This window comes from Methylobacterium sp. Leaf117, from assembly GCF_001422985.1.
Taxonomy (GTDB): Bacteria; Pseudomonadota; Alphaproteobacteria; order Rhizobiales; family Beijerinckiaceae; genus Methylobacterium.
The window spans coordinates 1-18,016 of record NZ_LMNL01000011.1 but is presented as its reverse complement, the minus strand read 5'-3'; the positions used below and the strand labels follow the sequence as shown (position 1 = coordinate 18,016).

The window sequence follows — 18,016 nt, the reverse complement described above, 5'->3', positions numbered from 1 at the left end:
GATTCCCATGACCGCCTAGCGCTGAACGAACCCGATCCTCACCCTCACGCCTTCGCGTGCACCACCGGCACCGCCGGCGCGCCTTCCCACTCCGAATGGGCCGGGATCGACTCGCCCTTCATCACGATGGTGAGCGGGCGCAGGCGGGCGTAGTCGCCGACCTTGGTGTCGTACAGCACCGTCGAGAACGCACCCACCGAGACGCCGCGGCCGACCACGACCCGGCCGACCTTCATGATGCGGTCCTCGTAGAGGTGCGTCTGGAGAGCGGAGGTGCGGTTGATGGTGGCGTAGTCGCCGATGGTGACGCAGTCGAACTCTGTGATGTCGGTGGTGAGCATGCACACGCCCTGGCCCACCTTCACGCCGAGCAGCCGCAGCATCCAGGGCAGGAACGGCGTGCCGACGAGGTGCTCCAGCAGCACCTTGCCGGCCAAACCCCAGTACAGCACCGCGACGGCCTCGGTGCGCATGGCCCACCAGGACCACATCGGCTGCATGCCGGGCTTGTAGACACCCATCAGCAGCCACTTCACCGCGATGACGGTGAAGGACTGGATGAACGCGATGGCGACGGAGACGGCGACGAAGCTGACCGCGAGGCTGGTCCAGTTCTCGGCCAGGATGGCCGGATAGAAGTAGAAATCGATCGCCGAGATCGCGAGACTGATGAACAGCATCGGCGAGAACGAGGTCGAGAACGCCTCGAAGATGCCGCGCCGGAGCTTCGGGCCCACGCCGGGCTCGTAGGTCTGGGTGTTCGAGCCGAGATCGACCCGCTGCCGGGAGGGCAGCTTGATCGGCGGGGAGCCGAACCAGGTATCGCCCGGGCTCATCAGGGCGTTGGCCGGCGGCTTCGACTTGATGCCGATGAGGACGTCGTCGGGGATGACCGTGCCGGGGGGCACCACGGCGTCGTTGCCGACGAAGACGCGCGCCCCGGTGTGAACCTCGTGCATCGTCATCCAGCCGCGGCGGATCTCCTCCTCGCCGAACACCACCTCGTCGGCGACGAAATTGCGCGCGCCGATATCGGCGAGGTCGTAGCGCCCGCCGAGATTGGTGGAGATCTCGGCCCCCTGCCCCATGCGGGCGCCCATCAGGCGGTACCAGGCCCGCATGTAGACGGTGGCGAACAGGGACGAGAGGGTCTCCAGCGTGACCTCGGCGGCCAGGGCCACCGCCCACTTGCGCATGTAGAAGCCGCTGTAGATCGAGTAGGTCCCCGACGACACCCGCGGCAGAACCAGCCAGCGGATGCCCGCGATGAGCAGCACGGTGCCGGCCGTCATCAGCATGGCGGTCGGCCAGGTCAGCAGCGGCAGGTACCAGTGATAATCGATGTCGGTGATGTCGCCGAGCGAATCGCTGATCTGGTCGAAGAGGTAGAAGGCCGGAAAGATCGGCAGCAGGCCGATGGCGGGGATCGCCGCCAGCAGGAAGGTGTAGAGCGCCGCGAAGGCGAAGCGCCGCCGGGGCGAGGCCGTGGCGGGGGCGGGCAGCGCCGATGGGTCGGCCTCGCCGACCTTGCGGCCGGGGGACCCGTCCCAGATCTCGGCGGCGCCGACCCGCGTGCCGGTCGGGATGGTGGTGAGGTCCCCGATCTCGGCATGGTCGCCGATGACCGTGTCGGGGCCGATGACGCAGGAGGCCCCGATCGCCACGTCCGCCCCGATCGCCACGCGGCCGATGATCAGCGCGTCGCCCACCACCTCGGCATTGGCGATGACGAGACGGCCGCCCAGCGAGGCGCCCGCGCCGATACTGAGCAGGTCCGGCGCACCGACCTCGATGTCGGAGATCAGGGCGTCCTTGCCGATCTCGGCGCCGAGCATGCGCAGGTAGAACGCGATGGCGGGCGAGCCCTGAAGCCACTTGATGTGGACCAGCGGGGTCAGGCGCTGCGTCAGCCACCAGCGATAGTAGTAGGTGCCCCAGAGCGGATAGCGCCCGGGCTTGGTGCGCCCGAGGATCAACCACTTGGCCGCGACCGCGATCGTGGCCGTCACGGCGTTGATGCCGATATAGACCAGCAGCATCACGGCGAGTTCGCCGAAGAACCCGAGGCTGCCGCCGGTGAGCAGCAGGTAGGTCACGAAGATGCCGAGCCATTGCGCGGTCGCCAGCGCGATGACGAAGGGCAGGGCCGCCGCCTGCGCGAGGCCGCAGAGGAAGCGACGCTTCAGGGACGGCGCCGGGAAGCTGAGATCGCGGATCGCCATCTCGGTGCCGGCGCCGCCGGTCCGCGCGATGAGCGTGTCGGCCATGGCCCGCAGGGTGCGCTGGCCGTAGACGTCCTGCAGGGTGATGGCGGCCAGCGCCGGCACCTCGCGCACCGCCCCGACGAAGCGGGCGGCGAGCAGGGAATGGCCGCCGAGATCGGCGAAGAAGTCGCCGTCGAACGGCATCGCCTGGTTGCCGAAGATGCGGTTGGCGGCGGCGAGCAGCGCCGCCTCGGTCTCGTTGCGCGGAGGCTCCTGCTCGCCGCTGGTGTCGGCCACCGTCAGGGTGGCGATGCGCAGGGTCTTGCGGTCGACCTTGCCGGATGTCAGGCGGGGCAGGACCTCCACGGTCTCGAAATGTCCCGGCACCATGTAGGGCGGCATCTGCCCGGCCAGCGTCTGCCGAAGGGCGGCCTTGTCGATCGTGGTGCCGCGGTCGGGCACCAGGAAGGCGACGAGGCGGTCGACGCCGTCGTCCTGGCGCAGCACCACCGCCGCCTGGTTGATGCCGGGCAGGACCTGGATGCGGGATTCGATCTCGCCGAGTTCCACCCGGAAGCCGCGGATCTTGACCTGGTCGTCGATCCGGCCGTGGAACACGATGTTGCCGGTGGCATCGAGGGAGACCGCATCGCCGGAGCGGTACAGCAGCGGGTCGGTCCCGTCCGAGTCGTACGGGTTGGCGATGAATTTGTCCGCCGTCAGTTCGGGGCGCTTGAGATAGCCTTTCGCCACGCCCGGACCGCCGATGAGGAGTTCGCCCTGCTGGCCCGGCCTCAGAAGCTCCAGGTTCTCGCCCGCGACGTACACCGAATAGTTCGGGATCGGGCCACCGATGGTGACGGGCACGCCCGGGCGCATCTCGGCGGCGGTGGCCACCACCGTGGCCTCGGTCGGTCCGTAGGTGTTGAAGAGTTTTCGCGAGGGCGTGGCCCAGCGGGCGACCAGGGGCTCGGGCAGGGCCTCGCCCCCGAGCAGCACGAGGCGCACGGTGGGCAGGTCCTGGGAGATCATCGCCAGGAGGGTCGGCACGGTATCGAGCACGGTGACGCCGGCCCGGGCCAGAATGCCGGGCAGGGCCTCGACATCGCCCATCATGGCCGGCGAGGCGACGAACAGGGTCGCGCCCACCAGGTAGGGCACCCAGATCTCCTCCATCGAGAGATCGAAGGCGACGGAGGCGCCCTGGAACACCACGTCGTCGGCGCGCATGCCGTAGAGCGCGTTGCCCGAGCGCAGGAAGTGGCAGATGTTGGCGTGGCTGATGACGATGCCCTTGGGCACGCCGGTCGAGCCCGAAGTGTAGATCAGGTAGGCCGGATGATCCGGCGTCAGGCCGAGGGTCCGCAGATCGGGCACGGTCGCGTCGCGTGGCGTTCCGGCGGCCAGGGCCGCCACGGTCACTGCCGGGGTGCCGGCTGGCGCCTGGGCTTCCAGGGCGGGCGAGACCAGCAGCGCCTTGGCGGCGGCATCCTCCAGGCAGACCGCGACCCGGTCGGCCGGGGCCTCGGCATCGAACGGCAGCCAGGCGGCGCCCGACAGGGTGATGCCGATCTGGGCGATCAGCAGGTCGGTCCCGCGCGCCATCCAGAGGCCGACGACGTCGCCCGGGCCGATGCCGCGATGGGACAGCCCGCGTGCGATCGCGGCGGCCTGCGCCTCGACCTCGCCGTAGGTCAGGACCGGATGGGTTCCGTCGACGCCGGCCTGCGCGCCATCAATGAGGGCCGGGTGATCACCCCGTGCCCGGGCGCTCTCGCGAAAGATCTCGCCCAGCACCTCGTCGCGGATGAGGTCGGGCCGCGCCGGCCCGCGCAGCATGGCGGAGGCCCCGGATACGACGGAAGAAACCTCGTCCTCAGGCCCGCGCGTTTCCGCCCGGGGCCGGGTCGTCTCGGCGAGACTGCTCATCCGCTGCTCCGCTGTCGGCCCCCGATCGATCGAGGGCCGTCCTTTTGGCCGGGTAGGCGCCCGGATCGCGCCGAAATCACGGCGCGTCTAGCACGTTTGGGGGGCAGGCTTGAACCGGGGTTGAACGCGCAGGACGAGGCCGGTCAGGCCCAGCGCCATCCGGCCCGGTCGAGCACCAGGACGCTGCCCTGGCGGATGCCGATGCGCGGGGCGTCCCGCACCCCGAGATGCCCGCGGATCACCAGGATCGCCCGGGCCACGCCGCCATGGGCGACGATCACGGTGGGGCGCGTCAGGCCGGTGACCACCGGAGTCACGCGCTCCACCAGCATGGCGTAGCTTTCTCCGGTCTCGCCCGGCGGGCGATAACCCCAGCGGTCGCGGTCCCGGGCCGCCGCACCGGAGGGGTCGCGCCGGCGGATCTCGGCCCAGGTCGAGCCCTCCCAGGTTCCGAAGCTGATCTCCTTCAGCCGGGGGTCGAGACGATAGTCCTCCGGCGGCAGAGCGAGGGCGGCCCGCAGGGTCTCCATCGTGCGCCGGGTCCGCGCGAGCGGGCTCGCGGCATAGTCCATCGTGGCGACGTCGGCCTCCGCCACGGCCGCGAGGCGCCGGGCCACGTCCTCGGCCTGACGCAGGCCCTCGGCGTTGAGAGCGATGTCGCGCTGCCCCTGGAGGCGCCCTTCCGCGTTCCAGTCGGTCTGTCCATGGCGGATGAAGTAGATCGGGGTCACCGTCTCAGGCCCCGCCGCAGGCTGGAACGGCCGAGCCGGGAATTCGTTTTCGCACTCACATCCTGGCCCTGCATGCCGGCGGCCGCCGTTCCCCGCCCCCAACCGAGCAAGCGAGTCTCATTATGTCGAAGCGCCACGGCAAGCACGGGCAGGGCCAACGTCCCGGGGAAACGGACGCTTCCGCGCCGCAACGTGATGTTTCGCACCGCAAGAAGGGCCGCAAGACCCGCGAGCAGGGTGGCAAGACCCGGGCGCGCCACCCCGGCCATCGGCCGCCCTCCTCCGCTCTGTGGGCTCGAGAGACGGAAGGCCTGGCCCCCCACGCCGAGCCCCCTCCGGGCCCAGCGCTCGCGCCGGCGGCGAAGAGCATCGTCACCGTACGGCCGGGTTCACGGTGTGACCTCGACGCGATCGATGCGAATACGGATGGCGGGCTCGACAAGGACGAGGCCAAGGCGGCACTCGCCGCCGAGCGCGCCCGCATCGTCGCCCTGCAGGAGCGGCTCTATGCCGAGCACAAGCGCAGCCTGCTCGTGGTGTTCCAGGCCATCGACACCGGCGGCAAGGACGGCACCATCCGGGCGGTGTTCGAGGGCGTGAACCCGCAGGGCTGCCGGGTCTGGTCGTTCAAGGTGCCGAGCGCCGAGGAGAGCGACCACGACTTCCTGTGGCGCTACCACGCCAAGGCGCCGGCACGCGGCATGATCAACGTGTTCAACCGCAGCCATTACGAGGACGTCCTCGTGGTGCGGGTGAAGGATCTCGTGCCGGAGCCGGTCTGGCGGGCGCGCTACGACCAGATCAATGATTTCGAGCGGATGCTCAGCGCGGCCGGCACCACCGTGCTCAAGTTCTTCCTCCACATCTCGAAGGACGAGCAGAAGGAGCGGCTGGAGGCCCGCATCGCGAACCCGGACAAGCACTGGAAGTTCGACCCGGCCGACCTCGTCGAGCGCAAGGCCTGGAACGCCTACCAGGCGGCCTTCGCCGATGCGCTCTCCGAATGCTCGACGCCGCAGGCGCCCTGGCACGTGGTGCCGGCCAACCGGAAGTGGTACCGCAACCTCCTCATCGCCCGCACCATCGCCGACACCCTGGAGGCGATGGACCCGCGGTTTCCGGAAGCGCAGGCCGACATCGCCGGAATGACCGTGCCGGATTAGGCGTGGACCGCCAATCGCCGGGCGCTAATCCTTGTCGAGGCTGAGGTCCGGGGCTTCCGGGTTCTTCATGCCGACGACGTGGTAGCCGGCATCGACGTGGAGGATCTCGCCGGTCATGCCCTTGCTCATGTCCGAGACGAGGTAGGTGGCGGTCTCGCCGACTTCCTCGATGGTCACGGTGCGCCGCAGGGGGGCGTTGTACTCGTTCCACTTCAGGATGTAGCGGAAGTCGCCGATGCCGGAGGCGGCCAGCGTCTTGATCGGGCCGGCCGAGATCGCGTTGACGCGGATTTTCGAAGGGCCGAGATCGGCGGCGAGGTAGCGCACGGAGGCCTCGAGGGCTGCCTTGGCAACGCCCATGACGTTGTAGTGCGGCATCCACTTCTCGGCGCCGTAATAGGTCAGGGTGAGGAGCGAGCCGCCGTTCGGCATCAGCTTCTCGGCGCGCTGGGCCACCGCCGTGAACGAGTAGCACGAGATCAGGAGCGACTTGGTGAAGTTCGCCTCCGAGGTCTCGACGTAGCGGCCCGTGAGTTCGTCCTTGTCCGAGAAGGCGATGCAATGGACGACGAAGTCGATCCCCTCAGGGAACACCTCGGCGGCCGCAGCGAAGACCGCATCGATCGAAGCCGGATCGGTGACGTCGCAATGCCCGACCACGTGGGCGTCGAGTTCACGGGCCAGGGGCTCGACGCGCTTCTTCAGGGCGTCGCCCTGGTAGGTGAAGGCGAGCTTGGCGCCGTGGGCGGCCGCACTCTTGGCGATGCCCCAGGCGATCGAGCGGTTGTTGGCGACACCGAGCACCAGGCCGCGCTTGCCGGCGAGAAGTCCGCCGACGTGATCGTGAACCGGGTGCGTGTCCGCCATGTGTCACCTGAGCGAGAGCCGTGGCGCGCGCCGACGGTCCCGTCGGGCGACGGATCGGCGTATTCGCGCCGGGCATCCTTAGCGGAGCCGCGCCTGGGACGGAAGTCCGGGACCTGACAGCGCCGGGAGGCCGTCGCGGATGGGTTGGGACACCCGATCCGCGGGGGGCATGCTCAGCTGATCTTGGTTCCGCCGGGCTTAACTCACCCGGCCTTGGCAGCGCGGCGCGCGCGGGCGAACTCGACGAGCGCCGCATCCTCCTGGCTCGGCAGCATCACGGCCGTGACGGCGAGGAGATCGCCCCGGGTTCCGTCCTTCTTCGGCAGGCCCTTGCCCCGGAGGCGGAACGTGCGCCCCGACCCGGTCATGGGCGGGATCTTCATCTCCACGGCACCGGTCAGGGTCGGCACGCGGATCGGGCCGCCCAGGATCGCGTCCTCCAGGGGTACCTCCACCGAGGCGCGCAGGTCGGCGCCCTCCACGGTGAAGCGGGTATGCGGCAGGATGCGGATGGTGAGCAGCGCATCGCCCGGCGCTCCCCGCAGGCCGCCCGGATTGCCGAGGCCACGCAGACGGATGGTCTGACCATCGACCACGCCCCGAGGCACCACCACGTCGACATCGCGCCCGCCCGGCAGCGACAGGCGCAGCTTTTCCTCGCTGGCAACCTGTTCCAGCGTGACGCTGAGCTCGGCCGCGACGTCCTCGCCCTTGACCGGACCGCGCTGCGGGCCACCGCTCGGGCCGGCGCCGGAAGCCCGGAAGGCATCGCCGAACAGGTGCGAGAAGATGTCCTCGCCGATGCCGCCGCCGCCGCCGGCTGGGCCGCGTCCGCGGGCGGCACTCTCGAAATCGAAGCCGCCACCGCCACCGCCGCGTCCGCCGAACCCGCCGAAGCCCTCGAAGCCGGTGGCGCGCGGCTTGCCGTCCGCGTCGATCTCGCCGCGATCGAACTGCGCGCGCTTGCCCGCATCGCCCAGGATCTCGTAGGCGCTGTTGGCTTCCGCGAAGCGGTCCTTCGCCTTGGCGTCGTCCTGGTTGCGGTCCGGATGGTAGGCCTTGGCGAGCTTGCGGTAGGCCTTCTTGATATCGGCTTCGCTGGCGCCCTTGGGGACACCCAGCACGTCATAGGGATTTCGCATCGGTCTTCAGAATTCTCGGTGCCGCCTGAGGCCGGGCGATGGCCCGGCGCCTTCGGATTCGTCGGTCATGTGGACGGCCTGTTGCTTCTCTGCAACGGTCTCGCGCGAGAATTCGCCTCGAATCGCGCGCCGTCAACGCCTGGAGCTGTACTCTGATCCCGATCGGGCCGGGAGTCCGGCTCCCGCACGGCGGGTTTCGATCAGGCTGCCGATTTCGCAGCCCGAATCCGGGTCAGGGTCCAGTCTCCACCCGACGGCTTGCACCCCGTGCCGCGCACGAAGCGACTGCCCGCCGGTGTGATGACGGAGGCCAGGAAGTCGCGGCAGACGAGATCGTTGGCCACGTAGGGCAGGCCGGTCGGGTTGACCGAGCCACGCAGGGTCGTCTCAGGGTTGTCCCACTTCACCGGGCGGCCATTGCCCTGCGGATCGAGGGCGACGGCAAGCGCCGCATGCGCCCTCCGCCAATCCTCCGCACCGAGATCGTTGCCGAAACCGAGCGGACGCTTGTCGATACTGCCGGTGCTGATCGGCTCTTCGGGCAGGACGGTACTGGCGCGGGCGACCTTCGGGGCCTTCGGTCCGGCCTCCGCCGTCTCCTCACCCTGAAAGGTGATAATCGGCAGGCCGCAGCCGCCGAGACCGAGCAAGGCCGTCAAAGCAAGGGCCGAGGCCCAGCGTTCCGGCCTGACGAGTCGCTCCCCGGCGAGGATACGCACGTCCCGGTCGTGCTCCCGAGCCATACCATCTTGAGCCATATCGTCTCTTGCCGCACGGTCCCGTACGGCCTGGGCTTTACAGTCGCGCCGACGCATTACACCTGATCTCAACGACGTGTTGGGCCGATAACGCTCGTGTCCCACGTCGGTGCCCCCGACCCGGATCTCACCACAGGATTACGCCTTGGAACGGTTAAGGATCGATGATCCCGCCTCCCCCAACTCAGGCCCGGACCCCCTGGGTCCCAATGGCGACTTCACGCGTGCCGCCGACCCGTGGGCTCTGTTCGCCGCGTGGATGGCCGAGGCCGAGGCGTCGGAGCCCAATGATCCCAACGCCATGGCGCTGGCGACGACCGGATCGGACGGGCTGCCGGACGTCCGCGTTGTGCTGCTGAAGGGCGTCGATGCGCACGGTTTCGTGTTCTATACGAACGTCGATTCCGCCAAGGGCGACGAACTGCGCCAGAACCCGCAGGCCGCCCTGGTGCTGCATTGGAAGAGCCTCGGCCGCCAGGTCCGTGCCCGTGGGCCGGTGACCCCCGTCACCCCCGAGGAGGCGGATGCCTACTTCGCCAGCCGGGCGCGAAACAGTCGCCTCGGAGCCCATGCGAGCCGACAGTCGCGCCCCCTCGCCGACCGCGCCACCCTGGAACGCGAGGTGGCGGCCCTGGCGGAGCGCTATGGCGAGGGACCGGTCCCGCGTCCCGAGAACTGGACGGGCTTTCGCATCGCGCCGGTCTCGATCGAGTTCTGGAAGAACGGGGCGTTCCGCCTGCACGACCGGGTCCGCTTCACCCGCGACGGCGAGGGCTGGCGCGGGGCGCGGCTCTATCCTTGAAGCCGCGGATCACCGTAGAGCCGCGGATCACCGTCTTGCTGCGTCGCGGCAGGACCCTGGATTTTAGACCCCGCGCCGCTTAGACCTGAACGCGGCGTGGAGGTCGTCCGGCGTTTTCGCCTGCCGGACGTCTCCCGATCCTGAAGGAACGGTCTTGGCCTCATCCAACGAACGCCGGCGCGTCATGCTGCTCACGGGGGCGAGCCGTGGCATTGGGCATGCCACCGTGAAGCGCTTCTCGGCTGCCGGATGGCGGGTGATCACCTGCTCCCGGCACCCCTTTCCGGAGAACTGCCCCTGGGAGATGGGACCGGAGGATCACCTGCAGGTCGATCTCTCCGACCCCCAGGATACGGTGCGGGGCATCGAGGAGGTGGCCGGACGCCTCGCCGCCGAGGGGGGGCTTCTGCACGCGCTCGTCAACAATGCCGGGATTTCGCCGAAAGGGCCGCAGGGCGAGCGCCTCGGCGCCATCGCCACCGAATTCGGGGATTGGCAGCGGGTATTCCAGGTCAACGTGTTCGCGCCCCTGCTCCTGGCCCGAGGCCTCTGCGAGGAACTGACCCGCGCCAAGGGCTCCATCGTCAACGTCACCTCCATCGCCGGCTCGCGCGTCCATCCCTTCGCGGGCGCCGCCTACGGCACGTCCAAGGCGGCGCTGGCCGGCCTGACCCGTGAGATGGCCAGCGATTTCGGTCCCCTCGGCGTGCGCGTCAACGCGATTTCGCCCGGCGAGATCGACACCGCGATCCTGTCGCCCGGCACCGACAAGATCGTGGCCGGCATCCCGCAGCGCCGCCTCGGCACCCCCGACGAGGTCGCTAAGGCGATCTACTTCCTGTGCACCGAAGCGTCGTCCTACGTGAACGGCGCCGAACTGCACATCAACGGCGGCCAGCATGTCTGAACGGGTCGCGCGCTCGGCGCTTCTCGTCGCGTTCCTGGTCCTCACCGCCCCCGCCCTCGCGGAACCCTCCGTGACGATTCTCGACCTGCCGTTCCGGGCCAAGGCCCTGCGCGGTCCGGGCAGCGAGGTCGCCATCGCGGTGGCGACCTCGGGCCTCTTGCCGCTGGCCCGGAGTCGCAACCCCAATCCGACCGGCATTGAGCAGGAGGCTCCCATCGTGGTGGTCTGGGGCGATGGCGGAGGCGCCGCGCTCAGCCTGGTCGACGGACAGGTGGCCACCACCCTGCTGGGCGCCGAGGCGATCGAGGGCCTGGCCGCCGCGGAAACTCCCCGCGGCGCCCTGCCCGGCTCGCGGCGCGCGGTCTCGGGTCCCCTGAGCGCTTACCTGGCGAACCCGGTTCCGGGGCTCGCGGGCGGGCCCGAACAGGCGGCGAGCCTGGTCATCCGGGAGCGTCAACCCGTGGCGATGGGCGGGGACCCGAAGCCGGTGCCGATCGTCACCACGACGCTGGCCGCTGCCCCCGATACGGCGTTCGCCCTGCGCCGCCCCCGCATCGCCCGGTTCGCGGAGAAGCCCGTCATCGTCGCCGTCACTGTCACGACCACCGGAGCATCCGAGCTGGCGCTGTTCGGCCGGGCGCCAGCCGATGCGAAGCCCGACTCGAAACCAGGCGTCCCCTGGTTGCTTCTGGCCCGCAGTCCGGCTCAAGAGACGGGACCCGACGGTCAGCCGCTGAAGCCGGCGGGAATCGCGGATTTCGCCGGCGCCGGGCAACCGCAGATCGCGGCCGTCGCGAACCCGGAGGGCGCCGGGTTGCTCCAGCTCTGGGGCCTGGACGCCGGTGCCTTACGCCGCGTCCACGAGGCTCTGGGTTACACCAACGTCTCTCCCGGCGAGGGAGAGGTCGACCTTGCCGCCCTGGTGGAGCCGGAGCGAGCCGGGCCGCCCGAACTCGCCCTGCCGGTGGCCGACCGAAGCGCCCTCGCAATCCTGGTCCTGAAGGACGGCATCCGCGAGCGCCTGCGCATCCCGCTGCCGGGGCTTGCCGCCTTCGGACTCGCCAGCCTCGGCCGGGGACCCGCTGCCCGCCTGCTGGTGGGCCTCGCCGATGGCCGTATCGCCGTGGTGACGCCGTGACCGGGACGGATCCGGACGATCCTCAGGCGCGGCTGTTTCCGACGCGCCCCTTCGTCGGCACCTCGATTGCCGTCCTGCGCGACGAGCGCGTGCTGCTCGCGGCCCGCGCCAACGAGCCGATGCGCGGCGTGTGGACCCTTCCGGGCGGTCTCGTGGAAGCTGGCGAAGCTCTGGCCGAGGCGGCTCTGCGCGAACTTCAGGAGGAAGTCGGCCTCAATGCCGCAGTGATCGGCGTGCTCAGTCCCACCGAGATCATCCTGCGCGACGGCACGGATCGCGTCCGCCACCACTACGTCGTCCATCCCCATGCGGCCTTGTGGATCGGGGGCGAGCCGGTGGCTGGACCCGAGGCGCTCGGAGTCCGGTGGGCCACGCTCGCCGAACTCGAGACGCTGGCGACCACGCCCGGCCTCGCCGACACCGTCCGCGAGGCCTTCGCCCGGGCCGCCTCGCGGGCGGAGCCTGCGGCATGAAGGCTCGCGGCATCAGGGCTTGCGGCATCAGGACTTGCGGAGCCAGGCTGGCGACGCTCGCCGGACCTGCCGTGCTGATGGCCGTGCTGATGGCCGTTCCGGACGCGGGGCTGGCTCAGCAATCCCGTAGCGGCTCGGCCCGGTCCGCTCCGAAACCAGTCGAGAAGGAGAAGGAGCCGCCACCGCCCGCCGAGCCGCCGCCGGCTCCCTACGATCGCGACCTGCTGCGTCTCTCCGAGGTCACCGGCTCCCTGGCCTTCCTGCGCGACCTCTGCGGTGCTGCGGATGCCTCGGAATGGCCGGCGCGCATGAAGGCCCTGATCGAGGCCGAAGGGGTAACCCCGGGCCGACGCGACCGCCTCGCCGGGGCCTATAACCGTGGATATCGCGGCTACAGCCTGACTTACCGGGTCTGCACGCCCGCGGCCACGGAGGCCGCCGCCCGGTACGTCACCGAGGGCGAGCGCCTGTCCCACGCTTTGGCGAGTCGGTTCGGCGGATAGGTGATGCGGCGCGGTCACAGATCGTGCGCCTCGCCCAGAAACGAAGAATTTGAGTGCCCGCGTTAACCGCTTCGCAATTCCTGGCTTTGCGAACCCCTCGGCTCGCCCTATCCTCATGGTCACTGGCCGGTTGGTTCGCCGGCCCAACGATGATGTGGCCCATGCACATGGATACGGTCTCCGCGCCCTTCGAGGCGGATCTCGACGACAAGCGCGCCGCGCTCGGCTACGTCTCGGAGGCGTTCGCCGAAGGCTGTCTCGATGGCCTCGATGGGGACTGCATGGCTCAGGCCGCTCTGTTCGCGGCGTTCCAGGAGCTCGTCACGACCTATGGCGAGGAGGCCACCGCCCGCTACGCCGAGGGGTTTCCGGACCGCATCCGCGGGGGCGCCTTCACCACGAGTCCTCAGCACTGAGATCCCAGGCGTGAGGTCGGAGGCGTAACCACCTCCCGCGCCGACATCGCCAAGCTCGGCAGATCCAGGGCAAGCGCATCCGCGCTTGCCCTTCTCGTTGGTTCCGAGTTCGTTGATGCCGACGCGCTCGCGCTCAGGCCGGCGCCAGCGCTTCCTCGAACACCACCGCCTCACCGCGCGACGGTGCGGTGAGCGCGCCGTCCCACATCACGCTGTTGCCGCGCACCAGGGTGCCCACCGGCCAGCCCGTGACCGTGACGCCGTCATACGGGGTCCAGCCGCATTTCGAGGCAATCCAGTCGTTGCGGATCGTCTCGCGGCGCTTCAGATCGACCACCGTCACGTCGGCATCGTAGCCGACTGCCAGGCGTCCCTTCCGGGCGATGCCGAACAGGCGCTTCGGGCCGGCACTGGTGAGGTCGACGAACCGGCTCAGCGACAGCCGCCCCGCCGCTACGTGGTCGAGCATGATCGGTACCAGGGTCTGCACACCCGTCATGCCCGAGGGGGAATCCGGATAGGGCTTGGCCTTCTCCTCCAGCAGGTGCGGCGCGTGGTCGGAGCCGAGGATGTCGGCGACGCCTTGCGACAGGCCGTGCCAGATTCCGTCGCGATGGTCGGCGCCCCGCACCGGCGGATTCATCTGCACCAGGGTGCCGAGGCGTGCATAGGCCTCGTCGCCATCGAGAGTGAGGTGGTGGGGCGTGACCTCGCAGGTCGCGACGTCCTTGGCCTCGGCCAGATACGCCATCTCCTCCTTCGTCGAGATGTGCAGGATGTGGATTCGGGCACCGGTGGCCCGGGCGATGCGCACGAGACGCTGGGTCGCCTTCAGGGCCGCTTCGGGCGAGCGCCAGACCGGATGCGAGGACGGATCGCCCGGGACGCGCCGGTCCTTCTGCGCACGAAGCATCGGTTCGTCCTCGGCGTGGAAGGCGGCCCGCCGGCGGGTCCGCTTCAGGATCTCGGTGACGCCGGCATCGTCCTCGACCAGGAGCGAGCCGGTGGAGGAGCCGACGAACACCTTGATGCCGGCTGCCCCCGGCAGCCGCTCCAGTTCCGGCACCAGGTGGGCGTTCTCGTGCGTGCCGCCGACCCAGAAGGCGAAGTCGCAATGCATCCGGTGATGGGCGCGGGCGACCTTGTCGGCGAGGGCCTCGGCGGTGGTGGTGAGCGGGTTGGTGTTCGGCATCTCGAACACCGTCGTAACGCCGCCCATGACGGCGGCCCGCGAGCCCGATTCGAGGTCTTCCTTGTGGTCGAGCCCCGGCTCGCGGAAATGCACCTGGCTGTCGATGACGCCGGGAAGCAGGTGCAGGCCGGTGCAATCGCGCCGCTCCGCGGCCGTCGCGCCCGAAAGTTCGCCGATCGACGCGATACGGCCGGCGCGGATGCCGAGGTCGGCACGGTGGGCGCCGTCCTGATTCACCACGGTGCCGCCGGTGAGGAGGAGGTCGAAGGGCCGGTCCATGCCGAAGCTCCCGGGATGCGCATTGAGACGGGGTCGCGGGCGGCTTATGTCAGGCCCGGACGGCGCGCAATGCCGCTGCCGCTTGTTGAAGGAGCCGCCATGCCGATCGCCCTGCTGCCGGACCGCGCCATCGTCACCGTCTCGGGCGAGGATGCGACGAGCTTCCTGCAGAGCGTGGTGACCTGCAACGTCGAGACCCTGGAGGCTGGCGAGGCCCGCCTGGGCGCCTTGCTGACGCCCCAGGGCAAGATCCTGTTCGACTTCCTGATCGCCCGCGGTGCCGGGGATGGCTTCCTGCTCGACGTCGCCACCGAGCGGGCACCGGATCTTGCCAAGCGCCTTGGACTCTACCGATTGCGGGCCAAGGTGGCGATCACCCTCGATCCGACGTTGGGGGTGGCCGCGGCCTGGGAGGGTGCGGAAACCAGCGCCACCGTGCTGCGTCGCCGCGACGGGCGCCTCGCCGCCCTCGGCGAGCGCTTGTTCTTCGCAGCCGGAGCCTTCTCGGCCGATGCCACGGAGGCTGACTATCATGCACATCGCATCGCCCACGGCATCCCCGAGGGTGGGCGCGACTTTCCCTGGTCCGACGCCTTTCCGCACGAGGCGCTGATGGATCAGCTCGGCGGCGTCGACTTCCGCAAGGGCTGCTATGTCGGGCAGGAGGTGGTCTCACGCATGCAGCATCGCGGCACCGCCCGCACCCGGATCGTGCCCCTCGTGGCGGTCTCAGACCATGGGCTGGAGACGGGGGCTGAGATCAGTGCCGGACCGCGGACGCTCGGCACGGTGGGCAGCGTCGCCGGACGGCGTGGCCTCGGCCTTCTGCGCCTCGACCGCCTCGCCGATGCCCTCGCGGCCGGCGAGCCTCTGCGCGCCGGTCATGCCCTGATCGGCGTGGAAAAGCCGGCCTTCGCCACCTTCGGTTTTCCCGAGGTCGCCCAAGCCGGCTGAGGTGTGGCCTGCCCCCTGGGCTGATGGGCCGACATCGACGCGCAGCCGTCACCCGGCTAAACCCTCGGCGATGCGCACCGATGTTTCCGGCCTGATCGATCATCCCGACGGCTGCGCCCGCTGCTGGTGGGCCGGGCTCGATCCCGTCTATGTGGCCTATCACGACACCGAGTGGGGTGTACCCGAGCGCGACGGCCGGGCCCTGTACGAGAAGCTCATCCTCGACGGCTTCCAGGCCGGTCTGTCCTGGATCACCATTCTGCGCCGCCGCGAGGGGTTCCGCCGCGCCTTCGCGGGCTTCGATCCGGAGGTCATCGCGCGCTTCACCGACGCCGATGTCGAGCGCCTGATGCAGGATACTGGCATCATCCGGAACCGGGCCAAGATCGTCGGCACCATCGCGGGCGCGCGTGCCTACCTCGCCATCGAGGCCCGGGGACCCGGCTTCGCCTCCTTCCTGTGGGATTTCGTCGATGGCGTGCCGATCCAGGGCCGCGCCGCGAGCCGGAGCGCCATCGCCACCGAGACGGAGGTCTCGCGGGCGATGGCGAAGGCCCTGAAGGCGGAGGGCTTCGCGTTCTGTGGCCCCACCATCGTTCACGCCTTCATGCAGGCGGTGGGCCTCGTCAACGATCACCTCTTCGGCTGCCATCGCCACGGACCCTGCGCGACCCTCGGAGGCCGGGCATGAGCGCCGATCGCGGGCGCGCCTGGCAGCGGATGTTATCCGGGCGCCGTCTCGACCTGCTCGATCCGTCTCCGCGCGACATCGAGATCGCCGATATCGCCCACGGGCTCGCCCGCGTCGCCCGTTGGAACGGGCAGACCGCGGGGCCGCACGTCTTCTCGGTGGCCCAGCACGCCCTGCTGGTGGAAGCCATCGGCCGCGCCCTCGCACCGGACCTGGGCGCCGGCGCATGCCTCGAACTCCTGCTGCACGACGCACCCGAATACGTGGTCGGCGACATCATCTCGCCGTTCAAAGCGGCCATCGGCGATTCCTACAAGGCCGTCGAGCGTCGGCTCCTGGCCGCGATCCGGCAGCGCTTCGGCCTGCCTGAGCCTGGCCGAGACCTGGTCATGCTGGTCAAGCGAGCGGACGGCAGCGCGGCCTATCACGAGGCCATCCGGCTCGCCGGCTTTTCTCGCGACGAGGCCGATGCCATCTTCGACGCCTGCGCGGCCCTCTCCCCGGAGGCTGATGCGCTGCTCGATCCGTGGTCGAGCGACGTGGCGCAGGCGCGCTTCCTCGCCCGCTTTGACGCCCTGGTCGGACCGGAGGAGGTCGCCTGATGCCGTACCTTCGGGTCTGCCCCCTGTCACGGTTGCCGGAGACGCTCGAGGGGTCCGGCGCCCGGCATCTGATGACCCTGATGAAGGTCGGAACCGCGATTTCCCGGCCCGCCGGCATCGCGGAGGGACGCCACTGCGTCGTCGAGGTCAGCGACATCGTCGTGCCGATGGACGGACACGTGACGCCCGGTGACGGGCATGTGGCCGCGATCCTCGCTTTCGCCGAAGCTTGGGATCGGAAGGAGCCCCTGCTGATCCACTGCTATGCGGGGATCAGCCGCTCGACCGCGGCGGCCTACATCGCGGCCTGTGCGCTGGCGCCCGAGCGCGCCGAGGCCGAGATCGCCCGCGCCCTGCGGATCGCCTCGCCCTCGGCGACGCCGAATGCGCTCTTCGTGTCGATCGCCGATCGTCTGCTCGGCCGTGACGGGCGCATGGTCGCGGCCATCGCGGAGATCGGGCGCGGAGCCGATGCGTTCGAGGGCGAGCCATTCAGCTTGAACCTGAAGTCGAATGTCCGGATATGACTCTAAGGCACTGAGGAGGTGACAAAAATATTTTCTGGTTGGTGTCGCATCTCGGGGCCTTTGCGGGCTTGTACGGGAGTGTGGCGCAAAGGCCGCCCGGCCCATGAAACGAAGCCGGATTCCTGGGATCGGGTTGCCGGCTTCGGGGCGACCGGCTTAGACCGACAGAATCAAGGGGTATTTTAGGATGAGTGTCACGCGACCCGCCGTTGCGTCGACGGCCAGTGCCGGTGAGCCGGCCCTCGACCTGCCGTTCGAGAAAGCCTTGGAGCAACTCGAGGATATCGTGCGTCGCTTGGAAAAGGGTGATGTGCCGCTCGACGAATCCGTGGCGATCTACGAACGCGGCGAGGCGCTGAAGCGCCACTGCGAGGGCCTTCTGCAGAAGGCCGAGGCCCGCATTCAGAAGATCACCCTCGGAGCCGACGGCCAGGCGGCCGGCGTCGCACCGCTTGATGTCGACTAGCTTAGGGCAAGTCGATCTTCTTCATTGGCGCCAAGCAATTGCGCGCATGTTTTCCCTCCGGACGTGAGGTTGGTTCGGTGTCACGGCAAGAAACCACGGGCGAAACCTCGCCAGCGTCCTCCGCGTCCGCGTCGGGGCTGTCGGAGGGTCCGTCGATTCTGGACGGTCTGTCCGAGCCAGCGGCCCTGCGGCTTTTGCCGGAGAGCCAGCTGCAGGCGGTGGCCGATGCGGTCCGCACCGAGATGATCGACGCCGCACCGAGATGATCGACG

General features: G+C 69.6%; 19 protein-coding genes. 12 read left to right on the top strand and 7 right to left on the bottom strand.

Features of this window, described 5'->3' with window-relative positions; translation table 11 throughout:
- Positions 1–44: 44 nt before the first annotated feature.
- On the bottom strand, positions 45–4,133 hold the full coding sequence (locus tag ASF57_RS06920) for a Pls/PosA family non-ribosomal peptide synthetase (RefSeq protein WP_056481370.1): 4,089 nt from the start codon (positions 4,131–4,133) through the stop codon (positions 45–47).
- 143 nt (positions 4,134–4,276) lie between these two features.
- The gene (locus ASF57_RS06915) at positions 4,277–4,864 is read right to left on the bottom strand and encodes a histidine phosphatase family protein (protein WP_056481367.1); all 588 of its coding nucleotides are present in this window, start codon (positions 4,862–4,864) and stop codon (positions 4,277–4,279) included.
- Between the two features lie 122 nt (positions 4,865–4,986).
- Here ASF57_RS06915 and ASF57_RS06910 point away from each other — a divergent pair, with 122 nt between their 5' ends.
- Complete coding sequence (locus ASF57_RS06910; protein ID WP_056481365.1) at positions 4,987–6,027, top strand: polyphosphate kinase 2 family protein; 1,041 nt, start codon at positions 4,987–4,989, stop codon at positions 6,025–6,027.
- Positions 6,028–6,051: 24 nt separating this feature from the next.
- Here ASF57_RS06910 and fabI read toward each other — a convergent pair whose 3' ends face one another.
- From fabI to ASF57_RS06895, 3 genes are all read right to left on the bottom strand, one after another.
- Positions 6,052–6,894 carry an enoyl-ACP reductase FabI gene (gene fabI, locus ASF57_RS06905; RefSeq protein WP_056186907.1) on the bottom strand — a complete coding sequence of 281 codons (843 nt, stop codon included), beginning with the start codon at positions 6,892–6,894 and terminating at the stop codon, positions 6,052–6,054.
- 203 nt (positions 6,895–7,097) lie between these two features.
- On the bottom strand, positions 7,098–8,036 hold the full coding sequence (locus ASF57_RS06900; protein ID WP_056481363.1) for a DnaJ C-terminal domain-containing protein: 939 nt from the start codon (positions 8,034–8,036) through the stop codon (positions 7,098–7,100).
- 200 nt (positions 8,037–8,236) lie between these two features.
- Positions 8,237–8,794 (bottom strand): RT0821/Lpp0805 family surface protein, encoded by a 558-nt coding sequence (locus ASF57_RS06895; RefSeq protein ID WP_244476849.1) that lies wholly within the window; start codon positions 8,792–8,794, stop codon positions 8,237–8,239.
- 199 nt (positions 8,795–8,993) lie between these two features.
- Here ASF57_RS06895 and pdxH point away from each other — a divergent pair, with 199 nt between their 5' ends.
- From pdxH to ASF57_RS06865, 6 genes are all read left to right on the top strand, one after another.
- On the top strand, positions 8,994–9,596 hold the full coding sequence (gene pdxH / locus ASF57_RS06890) for a pyridoxamine 5'-phosphate oxidase (RefSeq protein ID WP_280138740.1): 603 nt from the start codon (positions 8,994–8,996) through the stop codon (positions 9,594–9,596).
- Between the two features lie 184 nt (positions 9,597–9,780).
- Positions 9,781–10,503 carry an SDR family oxidoreductase gene (locus ASF57_RS06885; RefSeq protein WP_056186898.1) on the top strand — a complete coding sequence of 241 codons (723 nt, stop codon included), beginning with the start codon at positions 9,781–9,783 and terminating at the stop codon, positions 10,501–10,503.
- Complete coding sequence (locus tag ASF57_RS06880; RefSeq protein WP_056481359.1) at positions 10,496–11,641, top strand: hypothetical protein; 1,146 nt, start codon at positions 10,496–10,498, stop codon at positions 11,639–11,641. The genes ASF57_RS06885 and ASF57_RS06880 overlap by 8 nt, the downstream gene beginning before the upstream one ends.
- Positions 11,638–12,114: an NUDIX hydrolase gene (locus ASF57_RS06875; RefSeq protein WP_056481356.1), complete on the top strand. Its 477-nt coding sequence runs from the start codon at positions 11,638–11,640 to the stop codon at positions 12,112–12,114. Before ASF57_RS06880 ends, ASF57_RS06875 begins: the two co-directional genes overlap by 4 nt.
- Positions 12,115–12,191: 77 nt before the next feature.
- On the top strand, positions 12,192–12,617 hold the full coding sequence (locus ASF57_RS06870; RefSeq protein ID WP_056481393.1) for a TIGR02301 family protein: 426 nt from the start codon (positions 12,192–12,194) through the stop codon (positions 12,615–12,617).
- Positions 12,618–12,778: 161 nt separating this feature from the next.
- Complete coding sequence (locus ASF57_RS06865; RefSeq protein WP_056186885.1) at positions 12,779–13,033, top strand: hypothetical protein; 255 nt, start codon at positions 12,779–12,781, stop codon at positions 13,031–13,033.
- A gap of 133 nt (positions 13,034–13,166) precedes the next feature.
- On the opposite strand, the gene ASF57_RS06860 is transcribed toward ASF57_RS06865, so the two are convergent.
- Positions 13,167–14,504 (bottom strand): dihydroorotase, encoded by a 1,338-nt coding sequence (locus ASF57_RS06860; protein ID WP_056481354.1) that lies wholly within the window; start codon positions 14,502–14,504, stop codon positions 13,167–13,169.
- 99 nt (positions 14,505–14,603) lie between these two features.
- Here ASF57_RS06860 and ASF57_RS06855 point away from each other — a divergent pair, with 99 nt between their 5' ends.
- The 5 genes from ASF57_RS06855 to ASF57_RS06835 all read left to right on the top strand — a co-directional run bounded on the left by ASF57_RS06855 (position 14,604) and on the right by ASF57_RS06835 (position 17,744).
- Positions 14,604–15,458, top strand: a complete 855-nt coding sequence (locus tag ASF57_RS06855) for a folate-binding protein YgfZ (RefSeq protein WP_056481351.1) — start codon at positions 14,604–14,606, stop codon at positions 15,456–15,458.
- A 70-nt stretch (positions 15,459–15,528) separates the two neighbouring features.
- A complete protein-coding gene (locus ASF57_RS06850) occupies positions 15,529–16,149 on the top strand; it encodes a DNA-3-methyladenine glycosylase I (RefSeq protein ID WP_056481349.1) in 621 nt (206 codons plus the stop codon).
- Positions 16,146–16,751, top strand: coding sequence for an HD family hydrolase (locus ASF57_RS06845; RefSeq protein ID WP_056481346.1), 606 nt, complete (start codon positions 16,146–16,148; stop codon positions 16,749–16,751). Before ASF57_RS06850 ends, ASF57_RS06845 begins: the two co-directional genes overlap by 4 nt.
- Positions 16,751–17,278, top strand: coding sequence for a hypothetical protein (locus ASF57_RS06840; RefSeq protein ID WP_056481343.1), 528 nt, complete (start codon positions 16,751–16,753; stop codon positions 17,276–17,278). The genes ASF57_RS06845 and ASF57_RS06840 overlap by 1 nt, the downstream gene beginning before the upstream one ends.
- A 187-nt stretch (positions 17,279–17,465) precedes the next feature.
- Positions 17,466–17,744 (top strand): exodeoxyribonuclease VII small subunit, encoded by a 279-nt coding sequence (locus ASF57_RS06835; RefSeq protein WP_056186867.1) that lies wholly within the window; start codon positions 17,466–17,468, stop codon positions 17,742–17,744.
- A gap of 1 nt (position 17,745) precedes the next feature.
- On the opposite strand, the gene ASF57_RS26560 is transcribed toward ASF57_RS06835, so the two are convergent.
- A partial coding sequence (locus tag ASF57_RS26560; protein ID WP_210166823.1) for a hypothetical protein occupies positions 17,746–18,016 on the bottom strand: 271 nt, incomplete at its 5' end.

Bases quoted from the DNA above. Each gene is read 5' to 3' on its own strand.
- ASF57_RS06920 (WP_056481370.1), bottom strand. From the start codon at position 4,133: ATGAGCAGTCTCGCCGAGACGACCCGGCCCCGGGCGGAAACGCGCGGG.
- ASF57_RS06910 (WP_056481365.1), top strand. From the start codon at position 4,987: ATGTCGAAGCGCCACGGCAAGCACGGGCAGGGCCAACGTCCCGGGGAA.
- fabI (WP_056186907.1), bottom strand. From the start codon at position 6,894: ATGGCGGACACGCACCCGGTTCACGATCACGTCGGCGGACTTCTCGCC.
- ASF57_RS06900 (WP_056481363.1), bottom strand. From the start codon at position 8,036: ATGCGAAATCCCTATGACGTGCTGGGTGTCCCCAAGGGCGCCAGCGAA.
- ASF57_RS06895 (WP_244476849.1), bottom strand. From the start codon at position 8,794: ATGGCTCAAGATGGTATGGCTCGGGAGCACGACCGGGACGTGCGTATC.
- ASF57_RS06885 (WP_056186898.1), top strand. From the start codon at position 9,781: ATGCTGCTCACGGGGGCGAGCCGTGGCATTGGGCATGCCACCGTGAAG.
- ASF57_RS06880 (WP_056481359.1), top strand. From the start codon at position 10,496: ATGTCTGAACGGGTCGCGCGCTCGGCGCTTCTCGTCGCGTTCCTGGTC.
- ASF57_RS06870 (WP_056481393.1), top strand. From the start codon at position 12,192: ATGGCCGTGCTGATGGCCGTTCCGGACGCGGGGCTGGCTCAGCAATCC.
- ASF57_RS06865 (WP_056186885.1), top strand. From the start codon at position 12,779: ATGCACATGGATACGGTCTCCGCGCCCTTCGAGGCGGATCTCGACGAC.
- ASF57_RS06860 (WP_056481354.1), bottom strand. From the start codon at position 14,504: ATGGACCGGCCCTTCGACCTCCTCCTCACCGGCGGCACCGTGGTGAAT.
- ASF57_RS06855 (WP_056481351.1), top strand. From the start codon at position 14,604: ATGCCGATCGCCCTGCTGCCGGACCGCGCCATCGTCACCGTCTCGGGC.
- ASF57_RS06850 (WP_056481349.1), top strand. From the start codon at position 15,529: ATGCGCACCGATGTTTCCGGCCTGATCGATCATCCCGACGGCTGCGCC.
- ASF57_RS06845 (WP_056481346.1), top strand. From the start codon at position 16,146: ATGAGCGCCGATCGCGGGCGCGCCTGGCAGCGGATGTTATCCGGGCGC.
- ASF57_RS06840 (WP_056481343.1), top strand. From the start codon at position 16,751: ATGCCGTACCTTCGGGTCTGCCCCCTGTCACGGTTGCCGGAGACGCTC.
- ASF57_RS06835 (WP_056186867.1), top strand. From the start codon at position 17,466: ATGAGTGTCACGCGACCCGCCGTTGCGTCGACGGCCAGTGCCGGTGAG.